The sequence below is a fragment of the Pandoraea sp. genome (genome assembly GCF_041919235.1).
Classification (GTDB): domain Bacteria; phylum Pseudomonadota; class Gammaproteobacteria; order Burkholderiales; family Burkholderiaceae; genus Pandoraea.
Map to the genome: position 1 here is coordinate 179,226 of NZ_JAYRUC010000001.1, position 26,167 is coordinate 205,392.

The window sequence follows — 26,167 nt, forward strand, 5'->3', positions numbered from 1 at the left end:
GTGCCGTTTCGCCGGTCGTCGCCGGTCGTCGCCGGTCGTCGCCGGTCGTCGCCGGTCTTACCGTCCAATGTTTTCGCTCGCCCGTCTTGGCACGCCGTCCTCACGTGCAGCCAACGTGTCGCGAACGCATTGCTCTCGTCTCGGATTTCTCACTTTGTGAGTCATGAGCGCATGATGACCCTTCTGCCCGACGCGGCGCCGCGCCGCCGCCGGCTGGCACTGGCCGTTGCCGCCACTGCCATTGCTGCCGCCAACCTCGCCGCGTGTTCGCGCAAGGCGCCGCCGCAGGCGCCCCCCCGCCCGGTCGTGGCCGTTGCCGCCAAGCTCGCCGAGCGCACGCCCATCGCGTCGCTGCCCGCCCAGATCGAGGCGCGCTACGCCACTCCGCTGTCGTTCCGTGTCGCGGGCAAGATCATCGACCGCTCGGCGCGACTCGGCGATGCAGTCAAGGCCGGGCAGATCGTCGCACGGCTGGATCCGGCCGATCTCTCGAAAAACGCCGCCAGTGCCCGTGCGCAGCTCGACGCTGCGCAGCATCAACTCGAGTACGCGACGCAAACCGTCACGCGAGACCGCGCGCAAGCGAAAGAGAACCTGATCGCGCCGGCGCAGCTCGAGCAGTCCGAGAACGCGTATGCGAGCGCACTGGCCCAGCGCAATCAGGCGAGTCAGCAGGCCGCGCTGGCCGCCGATCAATTGAGCTATGGCAATCTCAAAGCCGATCACGATGGTGTTATCACCGCCGAGCAGGCCGAAACGGGGCAGAACGTCAGCGCCGGCCAACCGGTGTACCAGTTGGCATGGAGCGGGGACATCGACGTGATCGTCGACGTGCCTGAAAGCGTCCTCAGTGCATTGCGCGTCGGGCAGACGGCAACCGTGTCGTTGCCCGCCGTGCCGGGCCGGACCTGGCAGGCGCGCGTGCGCGAAGTTGCCCCGGCAGCCGACCCGATGAGCCGCACCTATCGCGCCAAGCTTTCACTGCTCTCGCCCGGCCCCGACGTCAAACTCGGCATGACTGCCAATGTCGCCTTCGCGCAGCCGCTGGCGATTTCGACGACTTCCACCGCGCCGTCCACCCCGCCGACCGCTGCGGCGTCCGCGGCGTCCGCGGCGTCCGGCGCGAGCGCCGTCGCCGACGCTCGGCCGATCACGCTGCCCTCGACCGCGCTCTTCCACGACGCAAACCAACCCGCCGTGTGGGTCGTCAAGCCGGACGACACGCTGGCGCTGCGACGCGTGACGATTGCGCGCTACGGCGAGCGCACCGTCACGGTCGCGGGCGGCATTCAGCCCGGCGAGCGCATTGTCTGGCAAGGTGTCCACACCGTCACGGCAGGCGAGAAGGTGCGCGTGATTGCGCCGCTGCACCCGGAGGACTTCGCGTCATGAACACGCCGGACGGGAAGCCGCCCGTGCCCCAGACATCCCCCGCCGCGCCGGCGTCCGAACCGAACGACTATCGTCACGAGGAGGGGCGCTTCAATCTCTCCGCGTGGGCATTGCGGCACCGCTCGCTCGTGGTCTTCCTGATCGCGATGGCCACGATCTTCGGCATTCTGGCCTACTCGCGCCTCGCACAATCGGAAGATCCGCCCTTCACGTTCCGCGTGATGGTGATTCGCACGTTCTGGCCAGGCGCGACCGCCAAACAAGTGCAGGAGCAGGTCACCGATCGAATCGCGCGCAAGCTCCAGGAGATGCCGTCCATCGACTTCCAGCGCAGCTATTCGCGGCCCGGCGAGTCGTTGTTGTTCTTCTCGATGAAGGATTCGGCGCCCGCGAGCGAAGTGCCGGAAGAGTGGTATCAGGTACGCAAGAAGGTGGGAGACATCGCCTACACCTTGCCGCAAGGCGTCCAAGGGCCGTTCTTCAACGACGAGTTCGGCGACGTCTACACGCATATCTTTGCGCTTGAAGGCGACGGCTTCGGCCCCGCCCAGTTGCGCGACTATGCCGACGCACTGCGCACTGTGCTGCTGCGGGTACCGGGCGTGGCGAAGGTCGACTACTTCGGCGATCAGGATCAGCGCATCTACGTCGAGATCAGCAATACGCAGTTGACGCGCCTCGGCATCTCGCCGAACCAGATCGCACAGGCGGTGGACGCTCAGAATGCGGTCTCGCCCGCGGGCACCGTCCAAACGCCCAACGACCGTCTCGTCGTGCGCCCGAGCGGGCAGTTCCGGAGTGTCGAGCAACTCGCCGACACGCTCATCCGCGTGAACAACCGCACCTTCCGGCTCGGCGACATCGCGACGATCAAGCGCGGCTACGTCGACCCACCCGTGTCGGAAATGCGCTTCGGTGGCAAGCCCGTGCTCGGCATTGGCATCACCATGCAGAAGGGGTACGACGTCATTCACCTCGGCAAGGCCCTGGCCAGCACCATGGGTGAGCTGCGCGCGCAGTTGCCCGCAGGTCTCACGCTCACCGAAGTTGCGAGCATGTCGCAGTCCGTCTCGCATTCGGTCGACGACTTCCTCGAAGCGGTGGCCGAAGCCGTCGCCATCGTGTTGATCGTGAGCCTTGTCTCGCTGGGATTTCGAACCGGCATGGTCGTGGCGATTTCGATTCCGGTCGTCCTCGCCGTGACGGCGCTGTTCATGTACATCTTCGACATCGGCCTGCACAAGGTTTCGCTCGGCACGCTGATCCTGGCGCTCGGGCTGCTGGTGGACGATGCCATCATCGCCGTCGAGATGATGGCGGTGAAGCTCTCCCAAGGCTGGGAGCGCAAACGCGCCGCCGCCTTCGCCTATACGAGCACGGCATTTCCGATGCTCACCGGCACGCTTGTGACCGTGTCGGGCTTTCTGCCGATCGCCCTGGCGAAGTCGAGCACCGGCGAGTACACGCGCTCGATCTTCGAGGTCTCCGCCATTGCGCTGCTCGCCTCGTGGCTGGCGGCCGTGGTGCTTATCCCGCTGCTCGGCTACAAACTGTTGCCCGAACGCGCGCGAGAGGCGCATCACGGCGACGATCACGAACACGAGGTCTACGACACCCGTTTCTATAACCGCTTGCGCGGCTGGCTGAGTTGGTGCATCGAGCGCCGGTTCATCGTGCTCGCCATCACCGTCGTGCTGTTCCTGATCGCCATGGCCGGCTTCTCGCTCGTGCCCCAGCAGTTCTTCCCCAGTTCCGACCGGCCCGAGCTGATGGTGGACCTTCGTCTGCAGGAAGGGGCGTCGTACCAGGCGACGTTGCGCGAGACGCAGCGTCTGGAAAAGCTGCTCGAAGGCCGTAAAGAGATCGATCACACGGTGAGCTTTGTGGGCACCGGTGCGCCTCGCTTCTACCTCCCGCTCGACCAGCAGTTGCCGACACCGAACTTCGCGCAATTGGTCGTGACCGCCAAGTCGGTCGAGGCGCGCGAGGCGCTCGCTCAATGGCTCGAGCCGAAGCTGCGAGAGGCCATGCCCGGAGTACGCACGCGCCTGTCGCGACTGGAAAACGGGCCGCCGGTCGGCTTTCCGGTGCAGTTCCGCGTAAGCGGCGACGACATCGGCAAGGTGCGCAAGATCTCCGAGCAGGTCGCGGACGTCATGCGGGCGAATGGCGATACGGCAGACGTTCAGTTCGACTGGGACGAACCGTCGCAGCGCTCGGTTCGTTTTGAAGTGGATCAACAGAAAGCCCGCGCGCTTGGCGTCAGCTCGGCGGACATCTCGAACTTCATCGCCATGACGCTTACCGGCTACGACATCAGCCAGTACCGCGAACGCGACAAGCTGATCTCGATCACCCTGCGCTCGCCCAAGGCGGAGCGGGTCGACCCGGCAAAGATCGCCTCGCTCGCCATGCCGACCCCGAACGGCCCGGTGCCGTTGGCTACGCTCGGCCATGTGGTCAACGATCTGGAATACGGCGTGATCTGGGAGCGCGACCGGCAGCCGACCATCACCGTGCGCTCCGACGTGCGCGCGGGCAAGCAAGGCATCGACGTGACCGAAGCCGTCTACAAGTCGCTCGGCGATATTCGCCGGGCGCTTCCGGTCGGGTATCGGATCGAGATCGGCGGGTCGGTCGAAGAGTCGGGCAAGGGACAGGCGTCGATCATGGCGCAGATGCCGATCATGATTATCGCGGTGCTCACGCTGCTGATGATTCAGCTCCAGAGCTTTGCGCGCACTCTGCTCGTGGTGCTCACGGCCCCGCTCGGCATGATCGGCGTGGTCGCCACGTTGCTGCTGTTCGGCAAGCCGTTCGGCTTCGTGGCCATGCTCGGGGTGATCGCGATGTTCGGCATCATCATGCGCAACTCGGTGATCCTGGTCGATCAGATCGAGCAGGACGTGGCGGCCGGACACCCACGCTTCGACGCCATTGTGAGCGCCACGGTGCGGCGCTTCCGGCCGATCACGCTCACGGCCGCCGCCGCCGTGCTGGCGCTGATTCCCCTGCTGCGCAGCAACTTCTTCGGCCCGATGGCTACGGCGCTCATGGGTGGCATCACCAGCGCCACCATCCTGACCGTATTTTTCCTGCCCGCGTTGTACGCCACGGCGTTCCGCGTGCGCCACGATGAACGTGCGTCGCATGCCAGCGAGGCTCAGGCCGCCCGCTCGCAAGGAGATCGCTCATGACCTCGCGTCTCGCCCAGCGCTGGCGCACCCCGCTGGCGCCACTGGTTCCACTCCTCCCGCTCTGGCTCGGTGCCTGCTCGTTCACACCCGGCGACCTGCCGCCCGCCATGCCCTCGCCGGCTCACTATGGCGCCAGCGCGCTGCCGCAGCGCACCGTCACGGCGCAAGGGACAGCGCAGCAGTTCGACGTGGGCGCCACCCCGGTGAAAGCGTGGTGGCATGCCTACCGCTCGGAACCCCTCGATGCCCTCGTCGACGAAGGCCTGCGAAACAGTCCGACCCTCTCGTCGGCGGAGCATGCCTTGCAGGCGGCGCGTGAGCAGTTGAAGGCACAAATCGGGGCGTCGCTCTTCCCGTCGATCGATCTCGGCGGCGAGGCAGCGCGCGAGCGCAATCTCGCCATTCCGAATCTCGGCCCACCGACCGCGCTGTACAACATGTTTGTGGGACAAGTGCAGGCACGCTATACGTTCGACTTCTTCGGCGCATCGCGCTTTGCCAATGCGTCGCTGGCAGCCCAGGTCGATCAACAGGCGTTCCAATTGGAGTCCGCCCGGCAGGCGCTCGCGGCAAACATTGTCTCCGGCGCGATCGGCGCATCCGTGCTGGGCGCGCAGGTCAAGGCGACGGAACGCCTCGTGGCACTCGCCCAAGCCGACGCCACGGATATGGCGCGCCGCGAGGCGCTTGGCGCCGTCTCGCGCGCCGACGCGCTCGCCTCCGAACAGAATGCCGAGTCGCTCGCGGCGTCGCTGCCCGGCCTGCGTGCGCAGCACCAGTCCACGCGTCACGCGCTGGCCGTGTTGCTCGGACGCACGCCCGATCGCGCGCCCGACGATCTGCCGCTGGGTGCGCTGAAGGTACCGGATCGGGTGCCCGTCGTCGTACCGTCGACGCTGCTCCAATCGCGGCCCGACATTCAGGCAGCCGAGATGGCCCTGAAGGCGGCATCGGCCGAGGTCGGCGTGGCGACCGCGCAAATGTTCCCGAGTCTGTCGCTCAGTGCCTCGATGGGTAAAGGGGGGTTCAACTGGACGACGGTGATGTCCAACGCCGGGTCGTTGTGGAGCGTGGCGGCGTCGATCACGCAGCCCCTGTTCCACGGCGGCGCGTTGCTCGCGCAGCGGCGTGCCGCGAAGGCCTCTTACGAGGCCGCCGTCGACCAATACAAGCAGACGGTGCTTGCCGCGTTCAAGAACGTCGCCGATACGTTGGCGTCGCTCGAAGCGGACAATGCGTCGCTGCTGCACGCCGACAACGCCAGCGCGGCCGCCGAGCAGATCTATCGCGACGCGGCCGCCCGCGTGCGCCTGGGCGCCCTGCCGGTCTCGGCGGCACGCGGGCGCGAGCAGCAATACTGGAACGCCTATATGACGACCGTGCGCGCAACCGGCGCGCGTTTGTCGGATACTGCCCTGCTGTTTTACGCGATGGGCGTGCCGCCCGAGGCCGAGACCACTATGCCTGCTTCGGCGGCTTCGGCGGCTTCCGCGGCTTCGGTTGCTTCGTCCGCGTCACCGGAGACGGTGGATCGAGGCCGGGCACAGGCGCCGAGCGCGACTACAGCGCAACCCGCAAGCCCCCCGCATGACATTGCCCGACGATGACTGCCACGCCGAACACACGGGGCCGACGCCCCAAACACCTGCCCGACGGCCGCGCGGCGCTGCTTGCCGCCGCCGTCGATGCGTTCTCGCGGCTCGGCTACGACGGCGCCAACCTGCGCGGCATTGCCCGTGCGGCAAAGGTCGACGCCAGCCTCGTGCGCGTGCACTTCGGCTCGAAGGAGCAAATGTGGCGCGCATGCGTGGACACCCTCGAGGCGGCACTCGTGGCGCCGGGCGAGCGTCTGCGCGCGCTCTCGCTCGACACCGCGCGCCCGGTGACCGAGCGCCTCAAGGAAGCCATTGCGATCATCGCGACCCACGCGGCCAACCATCCGGAGCACAAGCAGTTCATCGCCCAGCATGCATCCGAGACGGGGGAGCGCGGCGCAATTCTGCACCGCCATCTGGTCATGCCCGTGTATGACTGCATGGAGCCGCTCATCGTCCAGGGAATACGCACGGGCGTGGTGCGTGCCGAACATCCCGCCATGTACTTCTGCCTGCTCGTGCACGCGTTGCACCCACCGCCCGGCTCGCCGGTGCTGATGCAATTGATCGCGCCGCAGGTCGGTGGCGACGCGTTCGGGCCCGCGCTGGTCAAGCAGGTTGAAATGCTTTTCTTCGCTACGCCGGGCGAAAAAAAGGGCTGACGCGCGTCAGCCCTCATCGTCATCCCGGCGCGGGGCGCCAGGTGCCCGGGTTATCTTGCTGCCGAGGTGCCCGGCGGCAGGCCGCTGCTCCCCGACACCTCTGCCCCGGTGTGCAGCGACACGCCGCGACGCTCGCGTCCGAAGTAGATCAATACCGCGATCACCACCGCCACCGTCCCTGCCACGAGCGCCATCGCCAGGCCGAAATTGCCGCCATGCGCCTTGGCGATGCTCGTCTGCAGGTTGGCGTTGACCGATGCGAACAGATTTCCCAGTTGGTAGACCAGGCCCGGGAACGTCGCGCGAATCTCGTCGGGCGACAACTCGTTCAAATGCGCCGGGATCACACCCCAAGCACCTTGCACCGAGATCTGCATCAGGAAAGCGCCAATCGCGAGCAGCACGGCGCCGCTGGAGAACGCCCAGAGCGGCAACACCGGCAACGCGATGAGCGCGGCGATGATGATGGCCCGGCGACGGCCGATCTTCTCCGAAATCGCCCCGAAGAACAGCCCGCCGATGATGGCGCCGACGTTATACGTGATTGCGATCCAACTGACCGTGTGCGTATCGAACTTGTGCTGCACCTGCAGGAAGGTCGGATACAGATCCTGCGTTCCGTGCGAGAAGAAATTGAACGCCGTCATCAGCACGATGGCATAGAGCGCGAGCTTCCAGTCTCGCGCGAGAACCTGCACGAAATTGGCGCGCGGTGCGGCGCGCTCGGCCGCGCCCTGCTGCCAAGCAGGCGACTCCGGCACATGCCGCCGGATGTAGAGCACGAGCAGCGCGGGCAGCACGCCGACGAAGAACATGCCCCGCCAGCCGATGCTGTCGTAAAACAGGCCATACACCACCGATGCCAGCAGGTAGCCGCTGGGATAGCCCGCCTGAAGCAGCCCCGAGACGATGCCGCGCGAGCGCGCCGGCACGCTTTCCATCGTGAGCGCGGCGCCCACGCCCCACTCGCCTCCCATCGCAATGCCGAAGAGCGCTCGCAGCACCAACAACACCGTCAGACTCGGCGCAAAGCCCGACGCCAGCTCCAGCAATGCATAGAGCAGCACGCTCGCCATCATCGCCGGACGTCGCCCGAACTTATCTCCCATCCGCCCGAAGATGAACGCGCCGACCGGGCGCATCGCCAGCGTCAGCAGCAGCGCGAACGCCACGCTGCCAAGTTCGGTGTGGAATTCCTTGGCGATGTCCTTGAGCACGAACACCATCAGAAAGAAATCGAACGCGTCGAGCGTCCACCCAAGATAGCTTGCCGTTACCACATGCTTCTGTTCGCGTGTCCAGGCCATGGCGTCTCCTCCCTCTTCGACAGAGTTGTGCGACGCGCCCACTCTACGCCTGAACGCGAGACGCCATGCAAGTCGCGTCAAAACCGCCCGCAAACCCGCATGAATGCTGGCAACACGGCATTGCAACGGAGGTTTTGTCTGACACAACGCCGCGCGGCGGCGAGCGACGTGCGCACTGCGCAAGTGCCATCTTGCCGGTATCCGGGACGCGATCTGCACGCCGATGCATTACACTGGCGGCCGCATTCTTCCGCTTTCACGCTCAATGTCCGAAGCTACTTCCACTACTGTCATTCTCGGCGCGGGTCAGGCCGGCGGCGAGACCGCCCTCGCGCTGCGTCAACTCGGCTACACCGGCCGCATCGTGCTTGCCGGCAGCGAGGCCCATCTGCCCTATCGCCGTCCGCCGCTCTCGAAGGCGTTTCTGGCCGGTCAGGCCGATGAAGCCAGTCTGCTGATTCGTCCAGCGGACGCCTGGGTGAAGGCCGACATCGACGTGCGTCTGGGCGTGAGCGCCACCGCCATCGACCGCACTGCGCGCACCGTCTCGTTCGACGACGGCCAAACGCTCGCCTACGACCATTTGGTGCTGGCGCTTGGTGGCCGCGTGCGTCCCCTGCCAATTCCGGGCGGCGATGCGCCGAACGTCTACTATTTGCGCAACATCGCCGACGCGCAGCGACTGCGCGATGCGCTCACGCCGGACAAGCGAGTCGTTGTGGTCGGAGGCGGCTACATTGGTCTGGAAGTGGCGGCAAGTGCGGTCAAGGCCGGCGCCCGCGTCACCGTGCTCGAAGCCGCACCGCGCTTGCTGGCGCGCGTGGCGGAAGCCGATCTCGCGGAATTCTTCGCGACGCTGCATCGCGAGAACGGTGTGGATGTGCAGGTCGGCGTCGGTGTGACGGCGCTGGCGCAGGATGCCGCCGGTCAGGTCGTGGCGGTCGTGGCGGGAGACCAGCGTCTGCCGGCCGACGTCGTCGTCGTGGGCATCGGACTCATTCCGAATACCGAACTGGCACAGGCGGCGGGCCTGGCCGTCGACAATGGCATCGTTGTCGACGAGTTTGCGCGCACGAGCGATCCGAACATTCTGGCGGTGGGAGACTGCGCGCACCACGAGCACCCCGCGCTAGGCCGACGCATTCGGCTGGAATCGGTGCCGAGCGCCAGCGAAATGGCCAAGGTCGCCGCGAGCGTGGTCCACGGCGACGCGCCCAAGCCCGTCGCGACGGCACCCTGGTTCTGGTCCGATCAGTTCAACGCGAAGTTGCAGATGGTGGGCATGACCGAGGGCCACGACACCATGGTCGAGCGCCGTCTGCCGGATGCGCAAGGCGCCGCCGTGTTCATGCGCTTCTACCTGCGCGAGGGTGCGGTGGTGGCGGCGGCGAGCGTCAACCGGGCGCAGGAGTTTCTGGCCGCGCGCGAACTCGTCGGCCGCCGAGCGGTGATCGACCCGGTACGACTGGCCGACCCTGCCACGCCGCTCAAGACACTTCTCGCGGAACTCGGCCCAGCCACCTGAGGTCGATCGCGCGCCCAAGTGTGCGGGCTAGGGCCGGTTTGGGTCGGAGATTGTGCCCTTCCCCCGCCTGCCGTCACGCACGCCCGGCGGCGGTTGCCCATCCGGCCATCGTCGCCGCTAAGCGGCCGGGGCGTGCGCGGGCAGCAGCAGCACCGGGCGGCCCGCGTGACGCGCCGTATCCTCGGCCACGCTGCCCAGCGTGAAGCGCCGGAAGCCTCGGCGGCCGTGCGTGCCGAGCACGATCACGTCGGCGTCGACCTCCTTGCCCGCTGCAATGATCTGATCGGCCACGCCCTCGCCGACCGGCTGAATCTCCCGCATCTCGACGTCGCCCGGCACACCGGCGTCACGCAGGCGCTGCGTCGCCCAGGTCAGCGCCTGCTCGCCCACGGTACGCACTGCATTGAGCAACGGTGTCGGGTCGAAGCCCTCAGGAAACGGGCCTGGCAAATCCAGTACGTGCACGATGCGCAACGACGCCCCATGCGTGCGCGCAAGCGACAGCGAGTATTCAAAGGCGCGGCGAGACGTTTCACTATCGTCGAGTGCGACGAGAATTCGCTCGTAATGGCCACCGGAACGCAGCGGTGAATGCGGACGCGCCTCGCCCGCCACCAGCATCACCGGCACCTCCGCGCTGCGCAGAATCTGCTCCGCAACGCTGCCCAGCATGACGCGACGCACGCCGCTGCGACCGTGCGTGCCGACGATGATGATGTCGGCCCCCCATTCGCAGGCCTCGCGGGTCATGGCCTCGGGCACCGTCTCGCCGGTGGTGCGCAGATCGAGCAGATGGGCCTGTGCGTCGAACCCTTCCTCCCGCAGATACAGCACTGCGCGCGCCAGATGCTCTTCGCCTTCGCGCTGCATGTCGCGGCGCACCTGTTCAAGATCGATGAGCTTGCCGAACGCCGTCGTCAGCAAATTGACGGGATCTTCCACCGTATGGATGACGCGGATCATGTCGCCATTGCGCGCGAAGGCAGCGGCCTCGCGCAGCGCACGGCGCGACGATTCGCTACCGTCGGTCGCCAGCAGGATGCGTTTTGTCATGAACAGCCTCGCATTGGGAGGGGAAAGAAAGCCGCGCACGTATTCGGCGGGACTGGCGTCCGGTGACGCCCCAGTCGTTTCAGCGATTGAACCGCCGCACGACATTCTTACTATAGCGCGCTCATACGGCCGCGCCCCCTCTTTGTCGGCTTCGTCATCGCGCCCCAACGACAATGTTTGACCCAACGCAAACGCCACAGGCCCGACGCAGCGGGCCTGTGGGCAGATGCATTCCCGCCTGAAACCGGCGGGACCGTGCGCTTAGCGGGCGGCGTCGCCCCAGCGATAGGCATGCGACGCGTCGTCGAGCTTCGCCTTGAGGCTCGGGTCGAGCGTGTAGTCGACGGTACCGAGCGTTTCGGTCAGTTGTTCGACGCGGCTTGCGCCGATGATCGCCGACGTGACCACCGGGTTCGCGAGCACCCAGGCGAGCGACAGGCGCGTCAGCGACTCACCCGCGTCCTTCGCAATGCCTTTGAGCGACTCGATAGTCTCGAATTCACGCTCGTGCCAGTAGCGTTGCTGATACATCGACCCGGCTTTGCCGACCGTCGCCGTGGTGAATCGCCCTTCGCTCGGCGCGGCGTCGTGGCGGTACTTCCCCGTCAGCAACCCGCCCGCGAGCGGGTTGTACGGAATGACCGCCAGACCTTCTTCGCCGGCGAGCGGCAGCAGTTCGCGTTCGATCTGGCGAAACAGCAGGTTGTAGCGTGGTTGCACGGACACGAAGCGCGCTACCCGCAGTGCGTCGGCCCGGCCCAGTGCCCGCGCAAGGCGATAGGCAAGGTAGTTCGACACGCCGATATAGCGGGCCTTGCCGGACTTCACGATGGTGTCGAGCGCTTCGAGCGTCTCGTCGATGGGCGTGTCCGTATCGTCCGAATGGAGCTGGTAAAGATCGACGTAGTCGGTACCCAGGCGACGCAGCGACGCGTCGATGGCATCCAGCAGATGTTTGCGCGACGCGCCCTTGTCCCACGGTGACGGTCCCATCTCGCCGCACGCCTTGGTGGCGACGATGAAGTTGTGCCGGCGCCCCTTGAGCCAGCGCCCGACGATCTCTTCGGTGCGTCCGACCAGCGAGGTGTCGGCGCCGAGCGGATAGACGTCGGCCACGTCGATGAAGTTGACGCCCGCGCCGGTCGTGCGGTCGAGGATAGCGTGGCTCGCGGCTTCCTCGGTTTGGAGACCGAACGTCATGGTACCCAGGCACAGACGGGAAACGGTCAGGCCGGTTCGGCCGAATTTCGTGAATTGCACGGTAGCTCCCGGAGGTTTCGAATCAAGCGATATCAGATCTCGATACAAGACTGCGCTGCCCGCTCGCGCGGGCAAGACGCACAGTATGCGCGATTCCGGGAAAACGCGTGCACGGGTTGCGCTACTCCATGGATTTCAGGTCCAGCCAGACGCCGTCCACACCGCGAATGAGCGTCTTGCCGTCGTACTTCATGACAGTGGTCTGCTCGTTGGCCGACACGAATGCCGTCTGCGGCAGATCGTTCGCATACTGCGCGAGATCGGGCGTTCCCGCGAACGGGTTGTTCGCGATCAGATGCGAGACGAGTGTCATCAATGCGAGATAGCTCGTGGGCGTGGAAATCGCGATGGGGGTGCCGTGCGCGGACGCCGCTCCCTTGCCAAAGCCAACGAGCTTGACCGCCACCGGCACGTCGGTGAGCTCGGGCAGCGGGATCTCGCGCATGCCCGAGATCTGCAGCTTGCTGCCTCGCAGCGCAGCCCCGTGCTCCGGCACAAACACCACGACGGCCTTGCGGCCCGACTGGGCAATAGTGTCGATGAACTGGCCGAAGTCGTCGAACAGCGTTTTCGTTCGGATCGGGAAGCTCTGCTCGCTGGTGAGCGTGGAGCCGTCGATGCGGTTGCCGTCATGCAGCGAGATGGTGTTGTAGTATAGCGCCACGCGTTTGTCCGGCATGGCGGTGCGCTGCTTCCACCAGGATTGCAGCACGTCGCCATCGGAGCGGATCGGCGTTTCGTCGAATGCGCGCATGGAGACGCGCGTGCGCGTGATATCGAACGGCGTGACACCCTGCACGTTGAAGTTCTGCTTGACTTCCTGCATGAAGTTATCGAAATGGCCGTCGTGATTCATTGCGAGCGCCGGCGTAAAGCCGAGACGCTTCAGGTCGCTCATCACGTAGCACTGCGGCCCGGCGGGATCGTAGAGCGCCTTGTGCGTCGGCTGGCCGCAGTTGCCGCGCAGCAGTCGAATGGCGGCTGGGCCGCTATAGCTCGCTGCCGAATTGAAGTGCTTGAAGACGAAATCGAAGCGCGACAACAAAGGCAGATTGGCGAGATTGTCGACGTCGAGATCGTCCTGCGCGAGCGAACAGATATGCAGGAAAATGATATCGAAGTCCGGGCCGGCCCCGACCTGGGACGGCATTGAGACCGAGCGCGTCAGTTCGCGTGTATAGAAGGTGTCGAGCGCCGCATTCGGATTCGCGCCCAACGGCACCTCGCCGTCGCCCGACACGAATTCGCCCGCGCCCGGTGCCGCAGCGCGCGCACTCGACTTCGCGACGGCCGCCGTATCGCCCTGCGCCGCGACCACAGGCGCGACCGACGCCCACGTTCCGAGACGCAGCACGGCGGGCACGATCAGGAGCGAGAGCAGCACAAAGGTCGTCACGCGCACCCAGCGATTCACGATCCAGAAAACGAGCACCATGATCGCGAGCAGCAGCCAGTATCTTGCCGGCACGAAGCGTCCGAGCAGCTCAACGATGTACGAGAACCGGAATTGCAGTAGCTCGGGCAATTGCTCGACGAAGCGGGCGAACGGCGGCAGGTTCGAATCGTAGTAAAGCAATGCCGCCCCGGCCGGCACAGCGATCACCTGTCGCGCGATACGCGCCCAACGCGGACGCAGCCGGATCGTGAGCAATACCGCGAAGATGAAGTTCGGCAGCACGTGAAAGCCGATGGTGCCGGCCCACAGCAGCAAGAGCTTCAGGATGAAATAGAGGTTCCAGATGCCCATCGTATGGTTCCCTTGGCGCCGGTTCCGTCCGGCTCAGATCTCGCTCGCTTTCGTTTTGCCGCGCTCATGCGCCGTGCCCCGGCTGCCTCACGTCTTCCGCATGTCTGCCTCACGTCTGCCTCACGTCTGCCTCATGGCTGCCTCACGTCTGGCGCATGCCGCGCAGGCGATTCTGCCAACGCATCACGAGCTTGCTCAGCAGATAGTTCGCCAGCACCTGATAGCCACGCAGGCCCATCACCAGCATATCGAAAAGCGCCTTGATCGGCTCGTCGTGAGGGCGCTCCGCGTCCCAGTCGCGCCAGGCGTCGGCGCGTCCGAATGTGAATTGCACGAGATGCTTGTCCTGCTCCGGTGTGAGCGGCATGAACGCGAGATAGAGATCATGTCCGCGCGCGCCGACCACGCTCACCGGAAAGCCGTACTCGTTCACGCCCCGCGCCAGGGTGACCAGCGCCTCGCTGCCCACGCTCAGATTGAGCGTCACGGGCAACCGTAGCCCAAGGCCGCCTCCCGAAAAGTCGCGCGTGTGGCACGCCAGCGTGCGTCCGTCCGGCAGTGCCAGCGTGGCTGGCATGCGCATCGATACCCGATGCGTGCGCCGCACTTGCTTGACTTCGGTCGCCACCGCGACCGCAGCGCCCAACACCGCCAGGTTGAACGTCACCCATGCCAGGTTGAAGATCAGGGCCCCCGTCTCGTGCGAAGGTCCATAGAAGAAGCGTGCGATGCCGGCGAGAAAGCCCAGCAGATTGAAGCCGAGCAGCACGAGATACGGCTTCGAGATGTTCCAGTCGAAGAAGCTATGCTCGATCAACCCGCCCTTGGCCGTCACGTTGAACTTGCCATAGCGCGGGTTGAAAAACGCCACCGTGGTCGGCAGCGCGACATACCACGCCAGCACGGCTTCATAGACATCCGACCAGAAGGAGTGACGATACTTGCCTTGAATACGTGAGTTCGCGATATTCGCGTGCGCAATGTGCGGCAACACGTAGGCACAGATGCTCAGCGCGGCGGCCTGCACGATATGCAGGCCGAAGAACAGATAGCAGATCGGCGCCAGCAGAAAGATGATGCGCGGAATGCCATAGAAGAAATGCAGCATGGCGTTTGCGTAGCAGATGCGCTGTCCGAACTTCAGTCCGCGGCCGAAGAGCGGGTTGTCGACACGGAAGATCTGGGCCATGCCGCGCGCCCAGCGAATGCGTTGACCCACGTGTCCGGAAAGCGACTCGGTCGCGAGACCGGCCGCCTGCACCACCTTCAGGTAAACCGTGTTCCAGCCCCGGCGGTGCATCTTGAGGGCCGTGTGTGCGTCTTCCGTCACCGTTTCGACGGCCACGCCGCCGACTTCCTCGAGCGCCGTGCGACGCAACACCGCACATGACCCGCAGAAGAACGCGGCATTCCAGAAGTCGTTGCCGTCCTGCACGATCCCGTAGAACAGCCGTCCCTCGTTGGGGACGGCGCCGCGCGTGGCGAGGTTACGCTCGAACGGATCGTCCGAGAAGAAGTGATGCGGCGTTTGCACCAACGAGCAGCGCGCGTCCTTGAGGAAGGCGCCCATCGTCGTCTGCAGGAACGAGCGCACGGGAATGTGATCGCAGTCGAAGATGGCGATGAACTCACCCTGCGTCATGCCGAGCGCGTGGTTGATGTTGCCCGCCTTGGCATGCCGGTTGTCGGGGCGTGTCACGTAATGCACCCCCGCGTGAGCGGCGAATTCGCGCATCACTTCGCGGCGTCCGTCGTCGAGCAGATAGATATTGAGCTTATCCGACGGCCAGTCGATCCCGCAGGCGGCATACACGGTCGGGCGCACCACATCGAGGCCCTCGTTGTACGTGGGGATGTAGATATCGACGCTGGGCCACTCGCGGGTGTCCGGCGGCAGCGGTACGATGCGGCGCTGTAACGGCCAGACCGTCTGGAGGTAGCCCATCAGCAGGATCAGCCAGGTGTACATCTCGGCAGCCACGAGCGTATAGCCAACCGCCGCTTCGGCCACCGTATCGAACGCCAGCGATTGCGTGAGACGCCACCAAACGTAGCGAATCGTCGAGATCAGCGACAAGCCGATCAGCACGAGCACCGAATACTGACTGTCGAGACGACGGAACACCAGCGCCAGCGTCAGGGTGCAGATCGAGAACAGCAATTGCTCGAACGGATCGAACGGCGTCGTCACGATCCAGAACACACCGATCAGCCCGAGCAGTGCGACCACGGCCGACGTCACGCGCCACTGCATCACGCGCGCCAGGTGCACGTCGAAGCGGTGCGCGAGCTGCGCGGGCGTGTCGGGCGGAATGCCGAAGAGCGTATGCACTATCCACAGGCGCGCGCGGTCATAGTTGTCCCGGAACGCCAGCCATGCCACATAGGGCGGGAAGGCCGGCCGGCGGTCGCCCCGGCGCCACACCAGCGCGCGGACGATCTGCCAGAAGCCTGCACCCGCCGGCACCTCGAGCCGTTGCGTGACACGTTCGTTGACCCACGCCAGCGCACGCCCCGGATAGTCGGGCCGTCCGGTGCGTGCGGGCTGAAACAGGATACGCAGCCACCAGTCGCGCCACTCGTCGACCTGGCGGACGTCGAGCCGCATCGCCAAACGCGCCACGACTTCATCGCTGAACTGCAGGATCCACCGCCGGTGCGCCGGCGAGCGCAAGGTCGCGGCAAGCATCCATTCAAAGGCACCTGGCGAGCGTCCGCCCGGCCGCTGCAGCACCGCGAGACGTACTGCCAGAATCTCACTGCCCAGTCGGTAGACGGAGTGCAGCGCGTCGCGAATCATTCGCCGGCCCTCCCCGTGCGCGTCGCGGCATCGTCCACTGTCGTCGCGCGCAGCAACCACGCGGCCAGATGCACGAAATCGAGCGCCGCCTGTGAGCCATGCCCCGCCTGCACCAACGTTTGGCCGCTGGCCGCGACCGTACCGATCGCTTCGTCACGGTGAATGCGCAGCGGCACGACGGCGTCACCTCCGCGCGTCTGAATCAGATGCAGGAGATCGTTATTGAGCGGCGAGCTGGCCGCCGCCAGATTCGGCACCATCTGTGCGCGGCCCGCGCATGCCGCCATCATATTGGGCTGCGTAACGTAGCCGGTCGTCGTGGCGGGCACCACGCCGATCACCAGATCGGCCGCTGCAACGGCCGCTTGCGCCACCACATCGGGCAAGCGTTGCGTGTCGATGATGACGCGTGTGTCTTCGGGCATCCCGAGCGCGTCGAGTTGGCGGCGCAGCCCACCGACGTCCTGCCGCAACCATTGACCGATGGCGGCCACACTGGCTGCGTCGGCGCGGCCTGCCGGCAGCAACGGCACCCCCGAAGGGGTCTCGCACAACACGCGACGCCAGGCGTCCGGCGCGACCCCCGGCGAAAGCACGCCGATCTCGCAGGTCTGACGCAAGCCAAGGAGCGCGCCGATGCTGTTCTGCGCGTCGAGTTCGAGCACCGCGACCGGATGCGACGTGTGGGCGAGTTGCGCGGCCAGATGGGCCGTCACCGTGCTGCGCCCCGCGCCACCGGCGCCGGAGACGATGGCGATGAGCGTCAACATGTGCGCGCCTCCGTGGCCCTGATCTCGGCCCCGTGTGACACGACAGCGATGAAAGCGGAATCGACGCGAGCGCGCATGGGTCAGTAACTCCAGATTGGGCGTACTGGCGAAGGCGGCATCGGCACGTCGCCACGACGGGCGTCGAAGTGATACCGCAGATAGACGAGGAAGCGATTCGGTGCGTAGTAGTCGGAACGTTCGAACTGCACCTGGGTGCCGACCACCCAATGGCGGTTGACCCAATACTCTGCGCGCCCGAGCACCGAGAAGCCGACACCGAAGCCACCGCCCGAGCCGTACGTCAAGTTGCCGCTGGCCGCTTGCAACGCGCCGTCTGTCGGGAAGTACGGCATCGACTTCTCCTGACTCTGCGAGACCGACACCGAGCCGCGCAGATAGTACGACCAGCGCTGCATGCGTCCGTACCATTCCAATGGCAGTGTCAGCGACACATAGGTTTGCGGGCTGTAGTAACCCCCGTGTCCGAAGGTGTAATAGCGCTCGTTCTGCGCGAAGCTATCGAAGAACAGCGTCAAGCCGGTGTTCATGCGCATGTCGCGCTTGTAGATGAGCGGCAGGTCGACGCCGGCACGCGCCGAGACCTCCGAATTGTTCAGCACATTCTCACCCGTGAGCCGCGCCACGCTTGCTTCGCCGAACACACCCCACTTGGCAAAGTCGCGCGAAGCATGGAACGTGAGCGCATCGCGCCGCACGCCGCCCCATTTGCCGTCGCCGAAAATGTCGGGCAGCGGCAGATACGACCCGGCGTACGACAGCATGCTGCCGGTCATCGGCCGGCGCGATGCGTCGACCCAATAGTTGTAGCGTCCGAGATCGCCATACAGGCGCACGCCGCCGGTCACATAAGAGATTGGGAAGCCGACGGGCGTATGGCCGATGTCCGCCCGAATCCAGTCGTTCGTATAACCGATCATGAGCGCCTGGCCGTGCGCCTTCTGACGCTTCGTGCCGTAGTCGCCCACGACCCCCGGATGGGCAGCGCGGAACGCGGATACGTCGAGAAACGGCAGCGTGCCGAATTGCGATGTGCCGTTGAGCGGCAAATCGCCGGAATCTGCGCTGACATAGTCCGTCTGGGCGAACACGTGGCCGTCGTAGCCGATCGCGTACTGGCCGTAGAGCGGCACGGCTCGCGCGTTGAACATCGAGATGCCGCCGTCGCCCTTCTTCTGGTCGATTTCGTAGCCCGCCGCAACATAACTGTTCCGACGCGACTCGAGCGAGTCGATTGCCGACTCGGCCGATGTCATGCCGTCGTAGCCGGGCAGCGCGCCTTGCACGATTTCCTCCTTGCGCGCCTGGTCGTACCACCGCTTCGCCTCGTTGTAGTGCCGCTGCGACTGTGCGATGCGCCCGCGCTGCACCGTCACTGCCGGCGTGTCGGGGAATTGTGTGCGCAGCTTGTCGTTGAGCGCGATGGCTTCGTCGAAGCGCTGCATGGCGCTCAAACGCCGGACGGCGGCAAGCTGCGTCCAGACATCGTCAGCCGACGTCTCGGCCAGGGCGCGGTCGAGTTCGCGGTTGGCGGCGGCATCGTCCTGCATCTCGTAGAGCACGCGCACCAGCGACAGGCGCGCATCCTGATCGTTCGGGTCCTGGCGAAGCTGCGCTTCTGCGATCTTGCGAGCGTCGTCGAAACGGCGTTCGTCGAAATAGAGGTCCCCGAGCGCCGACAGAGCGCGTTTATCCGACGGCTGTCGCGAAAGCAAAGGTGCAAGCTTGTCGCGCGCGGTCTTGAAGTCACCCAGCGCCCGTGCGCGATCAGCCTCGCGCAGTGCGAGACGGTCCTGCAAATCTCGCCACTCATCGCGTTGATCCGTCCCGAGTGTGGCGGGATCCATGCTCGCCAGGAACGTTCCGAGTTCCGTGTCACGCTCGGCCGTGTTGAGCAACTCTGCGTAGCGCAGTTGCGCGTCGGGGTGGGGTTTGTCCGCGTGCGCCGCGAGCCAGTTGCGCATGAGCGCGAGCCCTTGCTCCGGCTGCCCCGCCGAGACGCGTGCACGGGCGACTTCGCCGATCAGATCGGGGTCGTCGCCCGCCATCGCCAACGCTTCGCTGTAGCGTCGTTCGCTCTGCGCTTCATCGCCTGCCGCGCGCGCCTCCCGAGCCTGACGCGCCGTATCGCGAATTGCCAGCGTCGCCTGCATGCGTTTGATCGACGGCGTAACGTTCGCTGCGGGAATCTGCGCGAGCGAGGCCCGCGCGCCGGCTTCGTCGTCGATGACATTCAAGTAGAGCGCCTGGGCGTACAGCATCTGCGCGCGGTCGTCGGGCTTGAGCGGCTGGCGCATGCCTTCGGCCATGACTTCACGGCCGATCTGCGGCAGACGCAGCTTCCGGTAGAGGCTTGCGAGCGAGTAGCGTGTCCAGGCGTTGCCCGGATCGAGCGCGACGGCGCGCTCGAGCGCCGCGAGCGCCGGGCCGTTGTGTCCTTGCGCAATCAAACGGTCGGCGTCGTCGGCCAACGCTGCGGCCTCGGCCCTGTCCAGGCGCGCCTTGTCCTGGGGGAAGCGTCGCCGCAGATCGCCGAGCAGGTTCGACAGTTCCGTGCGGCGCTGCTCACGCGAGTACAAGGTGATCATGCCGCGCAGTGCCGTGTCGTTATCCGGCTCGATCTTCAGCACCTGTTGAAAGAGCCGCTCGGCGTCATCGTTGCGCTTGTCGTCGAGCGCAATGTCGCCGAGGAGCGCCAGGCCGTCGGGATTGCGTGGGTCGCTCGCCAGCGCACTGCGCACGAGCCGGTCCGCCTCGTCGAGACGGCCGGCGTCACGGGCATCGCGCGCCGCTGACATCGCGCCCCAGAACTGCGACGACTTGAGTAGCGCGCGCCACTTGCCCGCGTTCCCGGGGTCCTCACGCAACGCCTGCGCAAACAACGCCTGCGCGCCCTTGTGATCACCCTGACGCATCTTCACGAGCCCCAGCGAACCGGCCAGCTCACCGTCGTTTGGACGCTTGGCGCGCGCCGCGTCGAGCGACTTTTCGGCATCGCTCAGGCGCCCCTGGTCGAGCGCACGAATGCCTGCCTGCCGTGCCTTGTAGGCCGGGTCGTTGAGCATGCGCGTGCGGGCGGCCTGTTGTGCGTTGAGTTTGTCGTACGCCGCACGAATGTCGGTATCGTTTGGCGCCAACGCCAGATAGCGTTGATACAGCGGCAGCCATGCGAGGTCGCCGTCTGCGCGGGACAACCCCTTCTTCCAGAGCGGCAGCAAAGCGTTCATATCGGCGTTGGGGCGGGCCGCGAGTTCGGCCACCATGCGCGTGCCTGCCAGGCGGCTCGCCGGCCGGTCGATCATCAACTCGGCCAGCGACTGCGAAGCGCGCGTATCCTCGCGCGCGCCCTTCGCCAGATTCGCCAACCCTTGTTGCGCCGCCGGCCAACCGTTCGTGGCGTTGGCTTGCGCCCGATAGTACTCAACGCCAAGATCGCCACTCGGCGGGCCATCCGGGAAGAGTGCGCGGTACTCGGCAAACGCGGCATCGGCTTGTCCGCTTCGCTGGAGCAGACGGGCGCGCGCCATGCGGGCCTTGTCGACCGTATTCACACGGATCACGTCGGCCAGCGCCTTCGTCGCAGCGGCGTTCGGATAGCGCGCGCGTAACGTCTTCAATGCCTTGTCCGCTTGCTGCGGATGATTCTCTTCGATCTCGATCTGTCCGAGCAGCGAAAGCGCGTCGGGCTGTTCCGGCTGCACGAGCAGCGCCTTTTCGAGGGCGGCACGGGCGAGATCGTTGCGATGACGCGAATGCCAGAGCGCCGCGCTCGAGAGCAATTCGCTCACATTGCGATTCGCGGTCGTCGCACCAGGCGAGCTTCCGGCGTTTGGGGCCGGTGCGGCACGCACATGCGTCCCGCCTGCGGCCATCAGCGCACAGGTCATGCACGCAGAGCGGATCAGCGTGTCGCGCAAGTCCCCTCCCATGGCACTTGCAACGTGCCGTCGGCGGCGAAACGGAAGCGTCCGTCCTGCCAGCCAAGCCCGAACAACGAGAGCACCGAACTGTAGTATCCCGGTGCCGATTGCGCCTCGAGCGAACGCACTCGCGCGACTTGCGCCTGTGCCTGCGCCGTATCGCCCACCGCTTGAAGCAGCGGGACGAGTGCCGCCGAAAATCCCGACCCGCCGTTCTGTCGGGCGGTGCCGTCGCGCGTATTGACCCGTTCGGGCGGTGCACCATGGGCTGCCACATACTTCAACATGCCGCCGAAGGTGTGCTTCAACGCACGAAAATCATCGCCACCGGGGGCGAGCATGCCCGCCCAAAGATAGACGCGAATGGCGTTGTAGCTGCCTTCGCCCTGGGTCTCGGGATCGATCTCGAAACCGCGGCTCGCACGAAACATCGCCCATTCCGGAGCGAATCCCAGCGGCGCGGCGCTCAGCGTGATTTGCTTGAGCGACGACGCGATCATTTGTGCCCACCCGCTGTCCGGAAACAGCCCAGCCAGGCGACGGACCACCTGCATCGGCACGTAGCTGGGATTGAGCCGCCACAGGTCCTTCGCGGGATGAAAGCCGACCGGTGCGGGGAGCAACGTGGGGCCGAGCCCGGGAATATAGTCCGACTCCTCCGCCGCAACCCGGCGTGCCAGGAGCGCACCGAGCGCCGAGTAGCGCCGCACGTTCCACAATCGCCCGGCCTCGCCCAGCGCGTAGGCGATCCACATGTCGGCGTCGCTCGCGGGGTTGCTGTCGAGCACGCCCCACTGGCCGTCGTCCTTCTTGCCCCAGAGCCAGGCGGGCAGATGCGCCGTCAGATCGCCCTGAGCCAGATTGTTGACGGTCCAGTCGAGAATCTTGTCGAACAAAGCGGCATCGTTGGCGATCAGTGCGAACGTCAACCCATACGCCTGGCCCTCCGACACCGTACGTTGATCGTTCATGCCGCGATCGATCACACGTCCGTCGTCGCTCAGAAATCCCGCCTTGAAGCGGGTCCAGTCAGGCCAGTCGACAGGCGTGCACTTCCGCGCGGCGGCGGCGGGCACAGGTGCGGACTTCGACGGCGCGCCGTGAGCCGTGCGCGTGAGACCGGCGAGCATCGGCACGGTGCCGCATGCGGCGAGCGCACGCAGCACGGCACGACGGCGCCGCCCGCTGACATCGGCGCGTTCCATCTACTTCTCCAGGCGACGTGCAGCGCGGCGCTGCAACCAGCCGAAGCACTTGAGCGCAATCGCAAACGCCGCAAGCAACGCCACCAGACCGACCAGAATCGGATGACTCGAGAGGTGATAGCGAATACGCGTCCACCAACTCACGTCGCCGACGAAATACGTCTGACCCAGTCGGAAGGAATTGACACGGTCGCCGCTGACCACCGCCAGATCGCCATGAATGGCTGTGCGGCGGGTGGTGTCGTCGATGGCATCGACCACACTGCGCAAGGCGTCGTCGCTCGACGCACTGATCGCGACCACCGAGCGCGTGCGGCTCACAGGCGACTCGAATCCAACGAGCGCCGCGAGCGGTCCATCGGACGACGCGTCCATGTGCGCCGGACCGACGCGGCTTGCCGCAAGCGCCGAGCCGGTCGCGCCATCGCCCCGATAGCCTTGCGGCTGGGCCGTCATCACGCGCCGCGACTGGTCGATGATCAGCGGCAAATTCTTACCCCACTGAGTCAGAAGGCCGGCCACATCCTTGCCTCCGACGATCAGCAGGTCACGATCCTTGAAGCGGTCGGTCTGGGTCGGGTCGAGCACTTCGAAGCGGTCGGCATAAACTCCGGTCGAACGACCGAACTGGCCCAGCGCCGAGAATACGGTCTCGAGTTCCGCCGTGTCGGGCGTCTTCGACATCACGACTGCCGTCTGCGCGAGATCGGCGTACTTCGTGAATGGAAATCCGCTGCCGACGAAGAAGCCCAGGTTCGGCATTTCGGCGTAGTGCGGCAGACCGCTGAAATCGATCGTCGAGTCGGCATCGATGGCCGAGCGTGCCGCGTTCGTGATCGACTGGCTGCACATGCCGTCCTTGTGCGGCTGCATCGCGAACTGGAACGACAACGCGTTGCGCGAAGCCACCTGAAACGCAGGGATGCGCACCGACTTATGCTCGGCCATCGTGCCGTCGGCAAGCAGTTCGACCAGCATGTGACTCTTGTCCGTGCTGTCGCCTGCCGCGCGCAGACGATAGGCTCGCACGAACTGATCGTTGATCGACACGCTCATCGACGAATCGTCGGGCTTGACCGGCGGCGTGTAGCGATACTTCAGATCCATCGGCACGCCCGTGTTCTGCCAGGTGAGCAGATCGGCGGGCAGATTGAGCTGGATGCGGATCGGCCAAGGCATATAGCCGTTCGCTTGCAAGTCGCTCGGGTTATCGACCAGTTCACCGAACTTGACCGGGCGGTCGGTGCGCACCCAACGCGGTGCGTCATAGGCCGGCCGAGGCGGCAGGGGCTTGAGCGACGCGATTCGTGTCACATCGCCCGAGAGCGCGGCACGTCCCGAGACGAGGGCGAGCGCGGCCGTCTCCAGGTCCTTCGCGTCACGTCCCTGAACCACCAGCAGCTTGAGCGACGGATCGTTAGGGTTGGACATCATGCGCAGCGTCGGCGCGTCGACCTTGGGTACATCGAGCCCCGGCACCATCGTGTCGTTCGTGACGAACACAATGGCGTGCTTCGACGGCAACGTCTTGACGCTTACGGGGAAGCGCGTACGGCGATAGTCGCCGAAAGCACCTGCCCATGTCGCGACCACGCCGGCGGCATGCACCACGGCGAGCGATGGCGGTGCCCCGAACACGAACGGAACCGTCTGGTCGCGGTTGTCGTGGCGATCGAAGAACGGTGCGGGCAGCGATGCCAGATCGTTGCGCAGCGTCAGTGGCTGGGTGCTCGTGACGATCTCGCTCTGCGGGCTGATGTCAGCCCACAGGCTGGAGTGCATCGGGTCCTCGCACTCCATCGTGTAGTGTCCGATGAGTACCAGGCGCACACGATTGAAGTCGGAGAGCATGCGCGGGTCGAGCGGGATATCTCGCACGAGATTCTTGCCGCCGTCCTGCTTGTTGAATGGCAGTGTGGCGATCAGCTCTTCGTTGAGATAAACCTTGATTTGCGACAAATCGGGAATCAGCGCGGGCGAATAAGTGTAGCGCAGCCGCAACAGCGCCGACGCGACCGTTTGATCGAGTCGGATTCCGAAGTTGACGTCGCCCGTTCCCTCGGTGCCTCGCAGGCGCAGCCCGTCGGTCTGCCCCAACTGGGCAAACGTGACGGTGCGCTGGCTTGTGCCGGGGGGTGTCGTGAGGGGGGGGACAGCGACGGCGTTGGCTTTCGAATCGGGTGAAGCGGCGGCGCCGGGTGGTGAGAGCGGCGCGGAAGCGGCGTCTGACTGCACTGGGGTTTTGCCCGTGCGGGCCGTTGCGGGCGCGGCGCCTGCGGGCCTGACGCCCCCGAGGTCCATCGCTGCGGCGACCAGCAGGCAGATGGCTGCGACCTTTGTGTAACGTGAACACGACGCTCGAAGCTGCATGTGCGATGCCTCTCATCTGTTCTTGTGCTGAATTATGGTCACTTCCGCACGAGCCTCACCCGATCGACCCGACGCCTCACCTCGTCGTTGACAGGCGATCGCAAGATCGCCAGGGTCCAGCGGGACAATGCAGCTCGTGAGCCCGAGAGCGACACGATGTCCCATGCTAGCGCTCCTTGACACAAGTGCACAAGTAATCAAGTCAACAAATTCGTCGGTGTTGATAGCCGGGTGCACCGGATGACCGGTTGGCAGGCCAATTGCCCTGTGCATGACGCAACGTATAGAATGCAAAGCATGAACCAGAACGAACTTTCGTCCTCCGCTGCCGCTTCGTCCCTGGCACGCGTCGCGCCTAGCCCGCAGGCAGCCGACATGGCAATCGAGCGTCGCTATCCGTCGGATATCGATCGATTGCGCGAGGTCGTCGGCGCCGACGTGCTGCCGTTCTACCGTGACGAGCAGGCCGTCATTGCGAGCGAGCAGGCTGGCGAGCGTTGGCCGCATCTGGTGGCCTTTGCGGACTCACGCGTCGCGGCATTGAGCGATTCAGCGTCATCGCTGCCGTTGGGCGCGACCTGACATCGCATGCGAGACGCTTCCATCGTTGCCGCTTTCGATTTCGACGGGACGATTTCCACCACCGACAGTCTTCGTGTATTCGTGCGTAGCACGGTGGGCACGGCGCGTTTCGTTGCTGGCGCGGTGCTCGCTTCGCCGTGGTTGATTGGTGCGGCGCTTGGCGTGGTCGAGCGTGGCACTGCCAAGGCAGCGTTCTTGCGGGCGTCGCTTGGTGCACGCACGCGCGGCCAGCTTGAAGACGATGCCGACCGGTTCGTCACGCAACGTTTGCCCGAACTGATTCGTCCGGAGATGATCGCGCGGTTGCGGCAGCACCGGGCGATGGGACACCGGCTCGTTCTTGTCAGTGCGTCGCCGGGCTTATACCTTAGGCGTTGGGCGGCCACGGTCGGATTCGATGCAGTGTTGAGTACTGAGTTGGCCTTTGATGGTCGAGGGCGATTTGCGGGTCGATTTGCGGAGCCGAATTGTTGGGGGCCGGAAAAAGTGCGGCGTCTTGAAGCTTGGTGGGTGGCGTCGCCGCCGCGCGTCCTTTTCGTCTATGGCGACAGTCGGGGAGACAAGGAGATGGCCGAGCGTGCCGATCGTGTCTGGATTCGCGGCCGGGGCAAGCTCATGCCGTTGATCGATGTCGACACCACTTCGCGTGTAATCTGAAGACGATCCTTTTCCGTCATGTCGCCGTCGCCGGGATCTTTGGTTGCCGCATTGGGGGGATGGGTGAGTGTGTGGGGGGGGGGGGAAGTCATTTGGGCGGAGGCGAG

Annotated in this window: 16 protein-coding genes; 7 read left to right on the forward strand and 9 right to left on the reverse strand. The window is 65.5% G+C overall.

Annotated elements, in window-relative coordinates; translation table 11 throughout:
• Positions 1–174 precede the first annotated feature (174 nt).
• Genes ACE3UG_RS00820 through ACE3UG_RS00835 form a run of 4 tightly spaced genes read left to right on the forward strand, consistent with a single transcriptional unit; the run spans position 175 to position 6,846 of the window.
• Positions 175–1,392 carry an efflux RND transporter periplasmic adaptor subunit gene (locus tag ACE3UG_RS00820; protein ID WP_374618640.1) on the forward strand — a complete coding sequence of 406 codons (1,218 nt, stop codon included), beginning with the start codon at positions 175–177 and terminating at the stop codon, positions 1,390–1,392.
• Complete coding sequence (locus tag ACE3UG_RS00825) at positions 1,389–4,589, forward strand: efflux RND transporter permease subunit (RefSeq protein ID WP_374618385.1); 3,201 nt, start codon at positions 1,389–1,391, stop codon at positions 4,587–4,589. The genes ACE3UG_RS00820 and ACE3UG_RS00825 overlap by 4 nt, the downstream gene beginning before the upstream one ends.
• The gene (locus ACE3UG_RS00830; RefSeq protein WP_374618387.1) at positions 4,586–6,196 is read left to right on the forward strand and encodes an efflux transporter outer membrane subunit; all 1,611 of its coding nucleotides are present in this window, start codon (positions 4,586–4,588) and stop codon (positions 6,194–6,196) included. The genes ACE3UG_RS00825 and ACE3UG_RS00830 overlap by 4 nt, the downstream gene beginning before the upstream one ends.
• Positions 6,193–6,846 (forward strand): TetR/AcrR family transcriptional regulator, encoded by a 654-nt coding sequence (locus ACE3UG_RS00835; protein WP_374618388.1) that lies wholly within the window; start codon positions 6,193–6,195, stop codon positions 6,844–6,846. The genes ACE3UG_RS00830 and ACE3UG_RS00835 overlap by 4 nt, the downstream gene beginning before the upstream one ends.
• A 50-nt stretch (positions 6,847–6,896) precedes the next feature.
• On the opposite strand, the gene ACE3UG_RS00840 is transcribed toward ACE3UG_RS00835, so the two are convergent.
• On the reverse strand, positions 6,897–8,153 hold the full coding sequence (locus ACE3UG_RS00840) for an MFS transporter (RefSeq protein WP_374618389.1): 1,257 nt from the start codon (positions 8,151–8,153) through the stop codon (positions 6,897–6,899).
• 265 nt (positions 8,154–8,418) lie between these two features.
• Here ACE3UG_RS00840 and ACE3UG_RS00845 point away from each other — a divergent pair, with 265 nt between their 5' ends.
• Positions 8,419–9,678 carry an NAD(P)/FAD-dependent oxidoreductase gene (locus ACE3UG_RS00845; RefSeq protein WP_374618391.1) on the forward strand — a complete coding sequence of 420 codons (1,260 nt, stop codon included), beginning with the start codon at positions 8,419–8,421 and terminating at the stop codon, positions 9,676–9,678.
• 117 nt (positions 9,679–9,795) lie between these two features.
• Here ACE3UG_RS00845 and ACE3UG_RS00850 read toward each other — a convergent pair whose 3' ends face one another.
• The 8 genes from ACE3UG_RS00850 to bcsB all read right to left on the reverse strand — a co-directional run bounded on the left by ACE3UG_RS00850 (position 9,796) and on the right by bcsB (position 24,821).
• Complete coding sequence (locus tag ACE3UG_RS00850; protein ID WP_374618392.1) at positions 9,796–10,731, reverse strand: universal stress protein; 936 nt, start codon at positions 10,729–10,731, stop codon at positions 9,796–9,798.
• 261 nt (positions 10,732–10,992) lie between these two features.
• A complete protein-coding gene (locus ACE3UG_RS00855; protein WP_374618394.1) occupies positions 10,993–11,991 on the reverse strand; it encodes an aldo/keto reductase in 999 nt (332 codons plus the stop codon).
• Positions 11,992–12,112: 121 nt separating this feature from the next.
• Positions 12,113–13,738, reverse strand: a complete 1,626-nt coding sequence (gene bcsG, locus ACE3UG_RS00860; protein ID WP_374618395.1) for a cellulose biosynthesis protein BcsG — start codon at positions 13,736–13,738, stop codon at positions 12,113–12,115.
• Positions 13,739–13,880: 142 nt separating this feature from the next.
• On the reverse strand, positions 13,881–16,538 hold the full coding sequence (gene bcsA / locus ACE3UG_RS00865; protein WP_374618397.1) for a UDP-forming cellulose synthase catalytic subunit: 2,658 nt from the start codon (positions 16,536–16,538) through the stop codon (positions 13,881–13,883).
• The gene (locus ACE3UG_RS00870; protein WP_374618398.1) at positions 16,535–17,308 is read right to left on the reverse strand and encodes a cellulose synthase operon protein YhjQ/BcsQ; all 774 of its coding nucleotides are present in this window, start codon (positions 17,306–17,308) and stop codon (positions 16,535–16,537) included. Before ACE3UG_RS00870 ends, bcsA begins: the two co-directional genes overlap by 4 nt.
• Positions 17,309–17,388: 80 nt before the next feature.
• The gene (locus ACE3UG_RS00875; RefSeq protein WP_374618399.1) at positions 17,389–21,255 is read right to left on the reverse strand and encodes a cellulose synthase subunit BcsC-related outer membrane protein; all 3,867 of its coding nucleotides are present in this window, start codon (positions 21,253–21,255) and stop codon (positions 17,389–17,391) included.
• On the reverse strand, positions 21,228–22,451 hold the full coding sequence (bcsZ, locus tag ACE3UG_RS00880) for a cellulose synthase complex periplasmic endoglucanase BcsZ (RefSeq protein ID WP_374618400.1): 1,224 nt from the start codon (positions 22,449–22,451) through the stop codon (positions 21,228–21,230). Before bcsZ ends, ACE3UG_RS00875 begins: the two co-directional genes overlap by 28 nt.
• The gene (gene bcsB, locus ACE3UG_RS00885; RefSeq protein ID WP_374618402.1) at positions 22,452–24,821 is read right to left on the reverse strand and encodes a cellulose biosynthesis cyclic di-GMP-binding regulatory protein BcsB; all 2,370 of its coding nucleotides are present in this window, start codon (positions 24,819–24,821) and stop codon (positions 22,452–22,454) included.
• A gap of 297 nt (positions 24,822–25,118) precedes the next feature.
• Between bcsB and ACE3UG_RS00890 the strand changes: the two genes are divergently transcribed.
• On the forward strand, positions 25,119–25,403 hold the full coding sequence (locus ACE3UG_RS00890) for a hypothetical protein (RefSeq protein WP_374618403.1): 285 nt from the start codon (positions 25,119–25,121) through the stop codon (positions 25,401–25,403).
• A gap of 6 nt (positions 25,404–25,409) precedes the next feature.
• Positions 25,410–26,060 carry an HAD-IB family hydrolase gene (locus tag ACE3UG_RS00895; protein ID WP_374618404.1) on the forward strand — a complete coding sequence of 217 codons (651 nt, stop codon included), beginning with the start codon at positions 25,410–25,412 and terminating at the stop codon, positions 26,058–26,060.
• The last annotated feature ends 107 nt before the right edge of the window (positions 26,061–26,167 follow it).